The 13,174-nt window shown below is 62.9% G+C and carries 14 protein-coding genes; 13 read left to right on the top strand and 1 reads right to left on the bottom strand.

What is annotated here, in order from left to right:
- The first annotated feature begins 3 nt into the window (after window positions 1-3).
- From DBW_RS11140 to DBW_RS11085, 12 genes are all read left to right on the top strand, one after another.
- Window positions 4-771, top strand: a complete 768-nt coding sequence (locus DBW_RS11140; RefSeq protein ID WP_066727603.1) for a segregation and condensation protein A — start codon at window positions 4-6, stop codon at window positions 769-771.
- Window positions 758-1,351, top strand: coding sequence for an SMC-Scp complex subunit ScpB (gene scpB, locus DBW_RS11135; protein ID WP_231875323.1), 594 nt, complete (start codon window positions 758-760; stop codon window positions 1,349-1,351). The genes DBW_RS11140 and scpB overlap by 14 nt, the downstream gene beginning before the upstream one ends.
- Before the next feature lie 64 nt (window positions 1,352-1,415).
- Window positions 1,416-2,126: a pseudouridine synthase gene (locus DBW_RS11130; protein WP_066727601.1), complete on the top strand. Its 711-nt coding sequence runs from the start codon at window positions 1,416-1,418 to the stop codon at window positions 2,124-2,126.
- A gap of 260 nt (window positions 2,127-2,386) precedes the next feature.
- Window positions 2,387-4,822, top strand: coding sequence for a tetratricopeptide repeat protein (locus DBW_RS11125; RefSeq protein WP_066727600.1), 2,436 nt, complete (start codon window positions 2,387-2,389; stop codon window positions 4,820-4,822).
- Between the two features lie 33 nt (window positions 4,823-4,855).
- Window positions 4,856-5,758 (top strand): ExeA family protein, encoded by a 903-nt coding sequence (locus tag DBW_RS11120; protein ID WP_066727599.1) that lies wholly within the window; start codon window positions 4,856-4,858, stop codon window positions 5,756-5,758.
- Window positions 5,759-5,845: 87 nt separating this feature from the next.
- A complete protein-coding gene (mutL, locus tag DBW_RS11115) occupies window positions 5,846-7,660 on the top strand; it encodes a DNA mismatch repair endonuclease MutL (RefSeq protein WP_066727598.1) in 1,815 nt (604 codons plus the stop codon).
- A 16-nt stretch (window positions 7,661-7,676) separates the two neighbouring features.
- The gene (gene miaA, locus DBW_RS11110; protein ID WP_066729805.1) at window positions 7,677-8,615 is read left to right on the top strand and encodes a tRNA (adenosine(37)-N6)-dimethylallyltransferase MiaA; all 939 of its coding nucleotides are present in this window, start codon (window positions 7,677-7,679) and stop codon (window positions 8,613-8,615) included.
- Window positions 8,616-8,625: 10 nt separating this feature from the next.
- The gene (gene hfq / locus DBW_RS11105; protein WP_066727597.1) at window positions 8,626-8,859 is read left to right on the top strand and encodes an RNA chaperone Hfq; all 234 of its coding nucleotides are present in this window, start codon (window positions 8,626-8,628) and stop codon (window positions 8,857-8,859) included.
- Between the two features lie 216 nt (window positions 8,860-9,075).
- Window positions 9,076-10,374, top strand: a complete 1,299-nt coding sequence (locus DBW_RS11100; RefSeq protein ID WP_066727596.1) for a DUF512 domain-containing protein — start codon at window positions 9,076-9,078, stop codon at window positions 10,372-10,374.
- Window positions 10,375-10,472: 98 nt separating this feature from the next.
- Window positions 10,473-11,258 (top strand): tetratricopeptide repeat protein, encoded by a 786-nt coding sequence (locus DBW_RS11095; RefSeq protein WP_066727595.1) that lies wholly within the window; start codon window positions 10,473-10,475, stop codon window positions 11,256-11,258.
- A gap of 24 nt (window positions 11,259-11,282) precedes the next feature.
- Window positions 11,283-11,636 (top strand): CidA/LrgA family protein, encoded by a 354-nt coding sequence (locus DBW_RS11090; RefSeq protein WP_066727594.1) that lies wholly within the window; start codon window positions 11,283-11,285, stop codon window positions 11,634-11,636.
- A complete protein-coding gene (locus DBW_RS11085; protein WP_066727593.1) occupies window positions 11,626-12,321 on the top strand; it encodes an LrgB family protein in 696 nt (231 codons plus the stop codon). The genes DBW_RS11090 and DBW_RS11085 overlap by 11 nt, the downstream gene beginning before the upstream one ends.
- Window positions 12,322-12,390: 69 nt before the next feature.
- Here the strand turns inward: DBW_RS11085 and DBW_RS11080 are convergent, their stop codons facing one another.
- On the bottom strand, window positions 12,391-12,678 hold the full coding sequence (locus tag DBW_RS11080; RefSeq protein WP_066727592.1) for a PxxKW family cysteine-rich protein: 288 nt from the start codon (window positions 12,676-12,678) through the stop codon (window positions 12,391-12,393).
- A gap of 148 nt (window positions 12,679-12,826) precedes the next feature.
- Here DBW_RS11080 and DBW_RS11075 point away from each other — a divergent pair, with 148 nt between their 5' ends.
- Window positions 12,827-13,117 (top strand): hypothetical protein, encoded by a 291-nt coding sequence (locus DBW_RS11075; protein WP_082820313.1) that lies wholly within the window; start codon window positions 12,827-12,829, stop codon window positions 13,115-13,117.
- Window positions 13,118-13,174 lie beyond the last annotated feature (57 nt).

The following is a 13,174-nucleotide window of genomic DNA, read 5'->3' as shown; positions in this document are numbered from 1 at the left end:
CGGATGGGTTACGATATTCATCTGGAAAAGTTCGAGGGGCCCCTCGACCTGCTGCTGCACCTGATCCGGAAAAACGAGATGGATATCTACGATATTCCCATCGCCGAGATTACCACCCAGTATCTCGGAATTCTGGATGCCATGCAGCATCTCAACCTCGATGTCGCCGGAGAGTTTCTGCTGATGGCGGCGACCCTGCTCCACATCAAGTCGCGGCTGCTGCTTCCGGTCAGCGAAGAGGAGCTGAGCGAGGAGGAGGAAGACGACCCCCGGGCGGAACTGGTGCGCCGGCTTCTCGAATACCAGAAATACAAGGATGTCGCCGGTTCCCTCGAACGGCTCCCCCACCTCGGGCGCGAGGTCTTTGCCCGCAAGTTCCCGGCCGCAGAGCTGGAAGAGGCCGAAAATACCGAACTGGAAGCGGTCGGCCTGTTCGAGCTGGTCGAAGCGTTTCGGGCGCTGCTGCAGCAGGCGCCCGAGCCCTACATCCACCAGGTCGAAATGGAACGCCTGTCGGTCAGTGACCGGATCAACCTGATTCTCACCCGGCTCGATGGCAGGGAGAGCCTCGCCTTCAACGAGATCTTCAGCACCCGCCCCGAGCGCAACGAGGTGGTGGTCAGCTTTCTCGCGATCCTCGAACTGGTCAAGATGCGCCTGGTCCGCCTGCTGCAAAATGCCCGTTTCGGCAGCATCTGGCTCTATCCGGCCGTCTCCGAGGAGGCCGCCCCAACTGCCGCTGTGGATGAGGGAAGTCTTGGATATCTCTGAAATCAAGCCGATCGTGGAGAGCCTGCTGTTTGTCGCCGATGTGCCGTTGCGCCCGGACCGGATCAGCGAGGCGCTTGAGCTGCCCCGGCCCCAGGTCGAAGCGGCGCTCGCGGCGCTGGTTAACGAATACCAGGAGGCCGGTCGCGGCTTTTTTCTGCAACAGGTCGCCGAGGGGTACCAGTTTCGCAGCCGCCCGGAATATGCCGACTGGGTCCTGCGGCTGACCAAGACCCGGCCGGTGCGATTCTCCCGGGCGGCCCTCGAAGCTCTGGCGATCATTGCCTACCGCCAGCCGGTTACCCGCTCCGAGATCGACTATCTGCGGGGGGTCGACTCGGGGGGGGTGATCAAGACCCTGCTGGAACGCCACCTGATCCGAATCCTCGGCAAGAAGGATGTCCCCGGCAAGCCGCTGATTTATGGGACGACCCGTGAGTTTCTCGAATTTTTCGGCCTGCGCGACCTCGCCAGCCTGCCGACCCTGAAGGAGTTCAGCGAGTTGAACCCCGAGGAACTGGCGGCGGGGGAGGCCTTGCTGCCCGGGTTCGAACCCCTTGCCGAGGAAGGCACCCCCACCTGATTCGCAACCCTGTTGCCACGCCGGGAACACCCCGGCGTTTTTTCATTTCCGGAGACCTTGATTAATGCCGCAACGCCTGCAAAAGTTGATCGCCGCTGCCGGACTGGCGTCGCGGCGAACTGCCGAAGAGTGGATCGCCGCCGGGCGGGTGAGCGTCAATGGTGTCATCGCCAGTCTCGGCGACCGCGCCGATCCGGCGCTGGACACGATTCTCATCGACGGGCAGCCGCTAGCCGCCGCCGAAGCGCACCATTACCTGCTCCTTTTCAAGCCGGTCGGTTATGTCACGACCCTGCAGGACCCGGAAGGGCGCCCGACGGTTTGCGACCTGGTCCGGCAGGTTCCCGGGCGCCTCCATCCGGTGGGACGTCTCGATCTGACTACCGAAGGTCTCCTGCTTTTGACCAATGACGGCGCACTGACCCAGCATCTGGCCCACCCCCGCCACCAGGTCGACAAGACCTACCTGGTTCGGGTGCGCGGGCAGGTTGCACCGGAGACCCTGCGTCGTCTCGCTGGCGGGGTCGTGCTCGAAGATGGCCCGACGGCGCCGGCCAAGATCGCCAAGGTCCGCTTCAGTGCCGGGCATACCTGGTTCGAGATCACCATCCACGAAGGGCGCAATCGCCAGGTGCGGCGTATGTGCGAAGCGGTCGGCCATCCGGTCAGCCGCCTCAAGCGGGTGCGCTTTGCCTTCCTCGACCTGGCGGGACTGCGTCCCGGCGAGTTCCGGCCCCTGACGGCAGAGGAAGTCTCACGATTGAAAAGGCTCTGACTTCTGCCATAATCGGACTGCCGCGCCGTGGCGGCTCCCCCCGCGGTCGGGACCGGTTCGGGGATTCCGCTGCACCTCATGCCGGCGCTCCCGCAAACCTGGCCACAAGACCTTCTCCGCGGCGCATTTCCGGCCTTCGGGCGGTTCTAAAATGCTGCATTCTCAAGGAAATTCCGCCCTCTTTGACCTTGACAGGTCTGCTGGGATTGGTTTAGATTCAATGCTTATTTGTGCTGTTTTCTCCTTAATGGGTGGCCATTTTGTCGAATAAGGAAAAACTCCTCGCATCGGCGCAGAAATACCTGGCAAAGGGCCAGGTCGCGCGCGCCATCAAGGATTATCAGAAAATTGTCGAGCTCGATCCGCGCGATGTGCGAAACCGGCAGAAACTCGCCGAGCTCTACAGCCGTGACAACCACCCCGCCGAGGCGGTTGAAGCTTACGAGGGAGTCGCCAAGCATTACGCTGAAAATGGCTTCTACCTCAAGGCGATTGCCGTCTACAAGCAGATGCAGAAGCTCGAACCGACCCGGGTCAGCATTTATCACCGACTGGCCGAGCTCAACGAAAAGCAGGGCCTGGTCGGCAACGCTCTTGCCGAATATCGCAGTCTGGTCGCTTATTACGAGAAGAACGGCATGCTTCCCGAGGCGATCAATGTCTTGCAGAAGATGCGCGAACTGGAGCCGGAAAACCTGAATATCCGGGTCAAGATTGCCGAGACTTTTGCTTCGGGAGGGCTCAAGGAAAAGGCCCGGGAAGAGTTCCTGGAAATTCTCAACCTGCTGCACCAGAAACAGGACTTTGCCCGGATTCTCAAACTCTATGAACTCTTTCTCCCCCGCTTCAACGGGGATATCGATCTGGAGATCGGCCAGGCCGAGACCCTGATTGCAAAGGGCGACATCGACCAGGGCCTCGATAACCTCAAGGGCTTGCTCAAGAAGGCCCCGGACAGCACCGAGATCCTGCTGGTGCTGGCCCATGGCTACCATAGCAGGGAAGATTTTGAAAACGAACGCCTGACCTACCAGCACCTGCTGAAGAATGCTCCCGATGAGCTGGAATTCCGCGAAGGGTATATCCGCGCTTGCCTGAACCAGGGCGACTCCCCGCGGGCGCTCGATGAGCTGGAGGACTGGAAAGAGACCTTCTTCGCTGCTGGCAAGGTGGCGTTGCTGAAAGAGTTTTATGAACGGCTGAAAGACGCGCACCTTGATGACGATCGGGTCATGAAGACCCTGCACTCCATTTACGAGTTGACCGGGGAAGGGGAGAAACTCTTTGCGCTGATCTCTGCCATGCCCGCCGCTGTCGACGGTTTCGATACCGGCAGCGAGAACGAGGAGGGGGAGGAGATCCTCGACGGCTCCATCCTCGAGGAGGCGGTGGAAGACCTTGAAGAGCTCGAAACCATCGACGAGATCGAGCCACCGCAAGACGTCCCTGATCTGGACCAGGCAGCGACCGAAGCGGAGCTGACCCAGGAGGTTGCCGAGGAAGCACAGGAAATTCCCCTCGAGTTCCTCGAAGGGGTTGGCGAGCTGGTTTTCGATGACCCCGTCATCGAGGACGAGCCGGTTGCGGCCGATGCGGTCCCGACCGCTGGCGAGGAAGGGACGGTTGCTGCCGAGGACGATCTGGAACTGGAACTCGAACTCGACCTGGAGCTGGACGAGGAGTTGCAGCCCGTCGCCGAGGAGGTTGACGCTCCCTCTCTCGAAACCTTGTCCCCCCTGGAAGAACTGGAGCCGGTCACCGAAGTCGCGATGGACGAAGAGACCGGGTTTGCCGAAGTCGAGCTGGAGCTGGAGGAGGACGCCCTCCTGCCGGCCGAGCCCGAACCTGAATCCGGACCGGAATCCGAACCGGAAGCGATCGTGGAGCCGGATGCCGAGACCTTGGCGAAAGCCGCTGCCCAGGCGATCCGGGCCGACCTTGAGGAAGCTGAATTCTACTTTCAGCAGGGATTGTACGACGACGCCACGCGGGTTTTGGGTGGTTTGCTGGCGACCGCTCCTGATTGCGCGGAAGCTCATGCAAAGCTGGCCGATATTCGTACCCTCGTTGCGGCCCAGACTGTTGCCGAAGAAGCGCCCCCGGAAGCACCGGCCGGAGACTATTTCGACCTGGCGGGTGAACTTCGTGCCGAAGCCGAAGGTCCTGTCGCGGCAGAGCGTGGGGAGGGCGCGCCAGGGTTCCAGTTTGACGGGAGTCTCGCCTCCGGAGCCGGCGAAGGGGTTGACCAGATCGACCTCGAGGATGCCGAGTCCCATTACAACCTCGGCATCGCCTACAAGGAGATGGGGCTGACCGACGATGCCATTGTCGAGTTCGACAAGGCGGCACGCAGTCCTGCCCGGGCGCTTGACGCGATCACTCTGAAGGGGATCTGCCTGGTCGAAAAGGGGGAGCATGCCGAGGCAGAACAGACTTTCATTGCCGGGCTCGGCCGGCTGCGCCTCTCCAAGGACGAGGCGGCCAGTCTGCGCTATGAACTCGGCCTGCTTTACCAGGACTGGCAGCGGCCGCAGCAGGCGCTGGAAGCCTTTGAAGCCGTTGCGGCTGAGGACCACTTCTACCGGGATGTCGGCGAAAAGGTGGCTGCATTGCGGGCTGAACTCGGGGTAGTCGACGGGGAGTCAGCCGGCAGCGCTGCCGCTAACGGGAAAAAGAACCGGGTGTCCTATCTCTAGCTCTGACCTTTCGCACCCGCCAGGAGTTTTTTCATGAGCTACATCGAGCATTACAGCTTGGAACGGGAACCCTTTTCCAATGCTCCGGATGCCCGTTTCTACTACAACAGCGAACGCCACAGCCAGGCCTTGCTGCGCCTGATGTACGCCGTCGATTCCAACAAGGGACTGGCCGTTCTGGTTGGCGGCGTCGGTACCGGCAAGACCACCCTTGCCCGCCGCATGCTCGACAGCCTGCCCGAGCAAAAGTATGAATCCTCCATGCTCGTCATGGTCCATTCCGGCATCACCCCGGAGTGGATCCTGACCCGGATTGCCCTGCAGCTGGGGGTTGCCAATCCTGCCAGTGACCGCCTGGCCGTTCTCAAGCAGCTCTATGATCGCCTGCTGCAGATCGACGAGGCCGGACGCCGGGCAGTGGTGCTCATCGATGAAGCGCAGATGCTGCAAAGTCGCGAATTAATGGAAGAATTTCGCGGTCTGCTGAACCTGGAACTCCCGGGCAAGAAGCTCCTCAACATCGTTTTCTTCGGCCTCTCCGAACTGGAGGAATGTCTGAAGCTGGACGAACCCCTGGCCCAGCGGGTGGCCGTCAAATATCACCTCAAGTCCCTGACCATTGACATTACCGAGTCCTACATCAAGCACCGGCTCCAGGTTGCCGGGGCCAAGCGGATGCTCTTTGCCGGCGACAGTATCGGCCTGATCCACGGATATACTGGCGGGGTTCCGCGCCTGATCAACACGGTCTGCGACAATTGCCTGTTCGAAGGGGCGCTGCGCAAACAGGCGACCGTCGATGCGAGCATCGTGCACAGCGTCGCCGAGGATCTCGGCCTGTTGCGGCAGGATTCCGCCGCACCGGTAGCGGGGGACAGCCGCAGCGAACTCGATGAAATAGAAAATATGCTGGATCGCCTGGAACAGAAGTTCTGACGGCCTGCCAGGCAGCCACACATATGCAAACGGCCGGGGCTCCCCGGCCGTTTGCATTTCCCGACCACGTTCGCCCGGAGAGGGATGATGACCAACAGGATCCGCATTCTCGAGGAGAATCTTTGCAACAAGATTGCCGCTGGCGAAGTGGTGGAACGGCCGGCGTCGGTCGTCAAGGAGCTGCTGGAGAATGCCCTTGACGCCGGCTCCACAGAGCTCTCCATCGAGGTGGAACAGGGGGGGAAGGGGCTGGTCCGGGTCAGCGACGATGGTGAGGGGATGGACCGCGATGATCTGCTCCTCTGTGTCGAACGCCATGCCACCAGCAAGATTGCCAGCGACGACGACCTCTTCCGTTTGCGGACCTTCGGGTTTCGCGGTGAAGCCCTGCCGTCGATCGCCGCCGTCTCCCGACTGACCCTGAGCAGTCGTACCGCTTCCGCCGAGGCGGGCTGGGAAGTCTATCTCGAGGGGGGCGTTGTGCGCCGCTCAAACGCCGTCGGGCTCCCCTGCGGGACGGTGGTCGAAGTCCGCAACCTCTTTTTCAATACTCCGGCGCGGCGCAAGTTCCTGCGTCGGGACGAGACCGAACTTGGCCATATCGGCGATGTCGTCACCAAGCTGGCGCTGGCCAATCCCGAGGTCCGGTTTCGCCTGCAGCACAATGGCCGTACCCTGATCGACGTCTACCGCAACCATAGCCTGGAGGAGCGGGTTGCCGCGCTGCTCGGCAGGCCGCTGCTCAAGGATCTGCTCCCCCTTTGCCAGGACGGGGAGGGTCCCTTGGCGCTGCACGGGCTGATCGCCCAGCCCGGGCAGAACCGGTCGACCTCCAATACCATATTCACCTATATCAACGGGCGCTATATCCGTGACCGGGTGGTTCAGCATGCCGTCATGGAAGGGTATCGCAACCTCTTGCTCAAAGGGCGTTACCCGGTGGTGGTCCTCTTTCTCGATCTCGATCCGGAGTTGGTCGATGTCAATGTGCACCCGACCAAGCATGAGGTCCGCTTCCGCGACCAGCGCCAGGTCCACGAGTTCATTGTTGCCAGCCTGCGGGCAACCCTGCGCCCCACCGGCTGGCTCGGCGCCCCATCGGAAACCGTTGCGGCGCCAGCCGGAATTACGGATCCGCCGAGTGCCGCCGCTGCCGCCGTCGGCCGCATCGAAGAGGCGCTGCAGGCCTATGCCACCAGAAGCGGAACTTCCGACCTCTTTCCCCAGCGACCCCAGGCACCCCCGGCACCCCAGTCGTGGCCCTTGCCCATGGCCGCCGACAACGAGCCGCCGGCAAGGTTGCCACCGAGCCCGGAGGGATACTTCGCTTCGCTGGCGATCATCGGCCAGTACCGACGCAGCTACCTCCTCTGCCAGGATGGGGATGACATGGTGCTGATCGACCAGCATGCGGCCCACGAACGGATCGGTTTTGAACGGCTCAAGGCACAATTCCTTGCCGCGGGTATCGAGCGCCAGCTCCTCCTCTTCCCGAGTCTGCTCGAACTCGATTTCCGGGAAGCGGCCTGGCTTGGCGAGCATCTCGACGATCTCGCCCGGCTCGGCTTCGAGATCGAGCCCTTCGGCGGCAATGCCTTTGTCGTCAAGGCGACGCCGCAGTTGCTCGGCGAGGTCACGGTAAATGACCTGATCCGGGACGTCGCCGGCGAACTCGCCGCTCTCGGCAACAGCGGTCTGCTGGAAGACGCTCTCGACAAGGTACTGATCCGCATGGCCTGCCACGGCATGTTGCGCGCCAACCAGACCCTCAGCCCGGCCGAAGGTCGGGCCCTGCTGGAAGACCTCGACCGTGTCGATTTCCGCGGCAACTGCCCCCACGGCCGGCCCGTGATGAAGCGGTTGACCCTGGCTGAGGTCGAACGGATGTTCAAACGGAGCTAGCAGGCTGATGACGGAAATGGCACCTGCCAACGGGAAGCAGACTCCCGTCGTGGTCCTCTGCGGGCCGACAGCTTCCGGCAAGAGTTCCCTCGCCCTTGCGCTGGCGGCGCACTGGCCGCTGGAGATCGTCTCCGCCGATTCCCGCCAGGTCTATCGCGGCATGGATATCGGCACCGCCAAGGCGAGCGCTGCCGAGCAGGCTCTGGTTCCCCATCATCTCCTCGATGTCGCCGACCCGGACCAGGACTTTTCCGTGGCCGATTTTCTCTCCCTGGCACGCCAGGCAATCGCGGCCATCGGAGAGCGCCAGAAAGTGCCGTTGATTGTCGGTGGTACCGGCCTTTATCTGCGCGCCCTTACCGCTGGCCTGCTCGACCTTCCCGGCGCCGACCCAAAGCTGCGCGCCGCCTTGGCTGCCGAAGAGGAAGACTCGGGCCCCGGAACCCTGCACCGCCGCCTGGCGGCGGTCGATCCGGTCGCGGCGGCGAATACGCCGCCGCGCAACCTGGTGCGGATCATCCGCGCCCTCGAGGTCTGGACCCTGACCGGAGTTCCGATCTCCCGTCATCAGGCGAGCCACGCCTTTGCCGAGCAGCCCTATCGCTGCTTCAAGCTCGGCCTGGCACCCCCCAGGGCGGAGTTGCTGCAGCGGATCGAGCAACGGGTCGATGCCATGCTTGGCGCCGGACTGGTCGCCGAGGTGGCGGGCCTTCTGGCCGCGGGCTACGGGGAGAATCTCAAGGCGCTGCAGACCATCGGTTACCGGGAGGTGCTGGACTATCTCCACGGCCGATGCAGCTCCGCCGCGATGCGGGAGCGAATCATCATCAATACCAGGCGTTATGCCAAGCGGCAGCTCACCTGGTTCCGGAGAGACAAATCAATTATTTGGGTTGATTCCTCGCGAGAGTCTGCTAGAATCCTGTCGTTATTTGACGATTTTATGCCCCAATGAAGGAGCGGACATGGCCAAGACACCATTCAATATTCAGGACCAATATTTAAACCAGGCCCGCAAAGAACGGGTTCGCGTCACCATCGTCATGATGTCCGGCGAGAAGCTGGAGGGGTATATCAAGTCCTTCGACAGTTTCTGTGTTCTGATCGAAAGCGGCGGGGATATCCTGCTCTACAAACACGCGGTTTCGTCCATCACCTCCAGCGACGGGTCTTTCCGGCTGCACGGCGGGAAAGACTGACCAGCCCGCACGGGCGGCTGACAGCGCACGGCACGACAGGTCCCTGCCTGGATGGGTCAACCTCCCGGCAGGGACTTTTCCGTTTGCGATGGGGAAGCCGCGCAGCAAAAGCCCGACGTCCCGTAACGATCCGTCTCCCGGTCAGCGCCGCCGGTTTGCTGCGCGACAGCCTGACCTCCTCGGCCCTTTCGACCCGCGGCAAAGGCATCCGATCCGATGCTTGAAATCCTCGCTGTAACCCCTGGCAGTATTGCCGCTGAACTCGAACTGGAAGCGGGTGACTTCCTGCTTACCATCAACGGCCACCCGCTGCGGGACCTGGTCGATTATCTGGTGGCCGAAGCCGAAGAAGAGCTGCTCCTCGAAGTGCAGAAGAAGAACGGCGAACTCTGGGACCTGGAGCTGGAGAAGGATGCCCCGCAGCCCCTGGGACTGGAACTGGAGCACCCGCAACCGACCCAGTGCGGTAACAACTGCCTTTTCTGCTTCGTCCACCAGCTTCCGCGCGGCATGCGTCCGACCCTCTATGTCAAGGACGAGGACTTCCGTTTCTCCTATCTCTATGGTGCCTATGTCACGCTGAACAATGTGGCCGAGGCGGAGATTCACCGCATTATCGATCAGCGGCTGTCGCCCCTCTACGTTTCCGTGCATGCCACCGATGACCGGGTGCGGCAGGCCCTGCTCGGCCATCCCGGTCCTTCGATCCGGGAGCTGCTGCAGCGACTGACGGGCGCCGGCATCGAAATCCACGCCCAGATCGTACTCTGCCCGGGGATCAACGACGGCACGGTCCTCGAACAGAGCATCCGCGAGCTGCAACAGCTTGCCCCCGGGGTCAAGAGCCTGGCGGTGGTCCCGGTCGGCCTTACCGGGTATCGGCAACGCCTGCCCGCCCTGCGCCCTCCCGACCGCAGCGAGGCCGCGGCGATCCTTGCCCTGATCCATGATTGCCAGGAACAATTCCTGGCTCAGATCGGGACCCGCTTTGTCTTCGCCGCCGACGAGCTCTACCTCAAGGCGGAGCAGGAGGTGCCACCCCTTAGCGCCTACGAGGAGTTGTTCCAGCTTGAAAATGGCGTCGGGCTGCTCGCCCAGTTTCGCGCTGAAGCGGCCGAGGTGCTGGCGGAGGCCGGACCGCTCGCCAGTGACCCCGTCGCCGTCGTCACCGGTGCATCGGCCTGGGGGGAAGTTAAGCGTTTTGTCGATGCGCTGGCTGCCGCCACGGGCGTGACGATTCGGCTCTACCCGGTCGCCAACCGTTTTTTCGGTGGCCATGTGTCGGTTGCCGGGCTATTGACCGGCGCCGATCTTTTGGCGGCGCTGAAAGGGAAGGACCTCGGGCGCATCCTACTCCTTCCCGCGGTGATGCTGCGCGAGGAAGACAGTCTGCTCCTCGACGATATGGCGCTCAGTGATCTGGAACGGGAACTGGGCGTGCCGGTACGCGTTGTCGGCGCCTCCCCCTGGGGACTTCTCGATTTTCTCGAGGAGTTCTCCGCCGGGCGGGAATAGCCCTGGTTAGTCCCGGGCCGGCCGCCAGACTGGTGGTCCGGGCCGGTTAACGAACAGCTAACTCGGCGCCCCCCGGGCGCGAGCAAGGAGCAAGGACGATGGCAGAATTAGACGATGTCTTGCGGCGGGGCCGCGAAGCCCTGGAAACCGGCGATTATCCGAGCGCCATTGCTGAACTGCGCCAGCTGACGCGAAGCGCCCCGGAAAACGCGGAAGGGTGGCAATTGCTGGGGGAGGCCTATGCCGAAACCGGGCGCCTGCAGGAGGCGATCGAGGCCTTGCTGACGGCAAGCAAGCTCGCGCCCGACGACCTCGACCTCCTCTTTGCCCTCGGTGATGCCTACTTCGAGAAGAACGATTTGGCCAAGGCCCTTGCCACCTACCAGGCCATCCTCGATCGCGACGGCGAAGAGGCCGATGCCCTGGTCAGTATCGGCCTGGTGCACTTCAACCAGGAGCAGTTCGCCGAGGCGGTCGCCTGTTATCGCCGGGCCCTCGAAATCGACCCCGAGTCCCTGTTCGCCCTCAACTCCCTCGGGGATGCCCTCTTTGCTCAGGGGGACGCTGGGGCTGCCCTCGAAAGTTTCCGACGCGCCCTCGAACTCGACCCGGAGGATGCCCAGGCCCACTACAACCTCGGCGAAATCTACTACGAGCGGGGCGAGCTGGCGGCTGCCGAAACCGAATGCCGGGCCGCGCTGCGCTTCGACCCCGGGCATGCCTTCGCCTGCCTGACCCTCGGGAACATTTTTCTTGACCAGGAGCAGCCCCGGGAAGCCCTGCACTTTTTCCAGGAATTTCTGCTGCGGGAGCGCTCGCCGGCGGCGGCGGAGATTCGCGACGAAGTCGCCGCAGTGATCGCGGGGCTCAAGGACGAACTCTAACCGGGGGAGGGGGGAGGGACGATCATGGTACGCGGATTTGCCGTGCTGCTCGGTCTGCAGTTTCTCGGGGAAGTCCTGGCGCGGGGCCTGGGTCTCCCCATCCCGGGGAACGTCCTCGGGATGGGCCTGCTGCTGATCGGCCTGCTCCTTGGCTGGATCGAGGAGGGCTCGATCCGAGACGCCGCCGAACTCCTCCTCTCCCACATGGCCCTGCTCTTCGTTCCGGCCGGGGTTGGTGTCATGGTCTACTTCGACTTGCTGCGCCGGGAGTGGCTGGCGATCATCGTCGCTCTGGTAGTCAGCACCTTCGTCGTCATGGCCGTCACCGGCTGGACCGAGGCCTGGCTGGAGAAGCGGGGAGGGGCCCATGTGGATTGACCTGCTGCGCACCCCCCTGTTCGGCGTCGGGCTCACCCTGCTCGTCTTCTTCCTGGCGCAACGGCTCTACCAGAAGAGTGGGAGCATCCTCTTCAACCCGGTGGCGATCGCCATCGCCGCGATCATCGCGCTGTTGCAGCTCGGTGGAATCAGCTACCAGGACTATGCCCGCGGCGGCGACCTGCTCCTCTTCCTGCTTGGTCCCTCGGTGGTCGCCCTCGGCCTCCCTCTTTACCAGCGGCGCCGGGAGATCCTCGCCCGGAAGCTGCCGATCCTGGCCGGCGTCACCGCCGGCGCGCTGACCTCGATTGTCACGGCATCGGGGCTCGCCTGGCTGCTCGGCGGCAGTCGCGAAGTGATCTGGTCCTTCGCCCCCAAGTCGGTCACTACCCCGATCGCCATCGGCATCGCCGAAAAGGTCGGCGGTCTGCCGCCGCTGACCGCGGCCATCGTCGTCATCACCGGCTGCGTCGGTGCCATCTGCGGCCCGGAATTCTGCCGCCTGATCGGACTGCGCCACCAGGCCGCCATCGGCCTCGCCGTCGGTACCTCGGCCCATGGTATCGGCACCGCCCGCATGCTCGAAGTCGATCGGCTCGGCGGGGCGGTCGCCGGACTGGCGATCGGCCTCAACGGCCTGATCACCGCTTTTCTGGTGCCGCTGGTCTATCTGCTCTTTGGTTGAGCGGCAGGCAAAAGAAAAGAGCAGATGCCTGCGCACCTGCCCTTTTCCTTGCTGTTGTTGTGGCCCGGATTACTTCTTCTTGGCCGATGCCTTCTTGGAGGCCTTGAGCGGGTTGACCTTGGCTTCGACGGTCTTGATTTCGACCTTGCGGTGGGTCGCCATGTTGCAAAGGCCGGCTGCCCATTTACGCTCCGGAGCCGGGGCGACGGAGCAGACTTTGCCGATGGTCCCCTCGACGATGCGATCACAACCTTCGCACTCGGCGACCACGTTCTGGCAGCTGCTGCCGTTGAAGTTACAACCCTGCTTAGACCAGAAGGTACACTCGGTACCGGGAAGAACGGTTTGACATTGCATCTGCGGTGCCTCCTTGCGTTTGCGGTTTCGGTGACAAAAAAAGATTATCAGGGAACAGCCGGAAAATTGTCAACAAAAATTCTTTATCGGGCCAGCATTTCCCTTGACCCTGTCACCAGGCATTGGCTACCGTAACAACAGGAGGCAAATGATGACCACCCGGTCCTGGGAAGCGAAATGCCGGCGCTGCGGGCGCTGCTGTTATGAGAAGATCGAATTCGAGGGGACGGTTTACTATACCGACCAGCCCTGCGAATATCTCGATCGCGAAACCCGTCACTGCACGGTTTACCGGCGGCGCCATGAGCTGCGCCCGGACTGCGCCCCCCTGACGCCGCGCCTGCTGCGCCAGGGCCTGCTGCCGGGCGACTGTCCCTACGTCGCAGCGATTCCCGGCTATTGCGGGCCGCAACTCTGGGACGAGGAGGAGATTCCCTGAACCGCCGGCTGTGCCCCGGTGGTGGCTGTGGTATGCTTTCCGGCGATGGTCCCGTGA

The organism is Desulfuromonas sp. DDH964, from assembly GCF_001611275.1.
In the GTDB taxonomy this organism is placed as follows: domain Bacteria; phylum Desulfobacterota; class Desulfuromonadia; order Desulfuromonadales; family DDH964; genus DDH964.
This window is presented reverse-complemented; position numbering and strand designations above follow the sequence as displayed.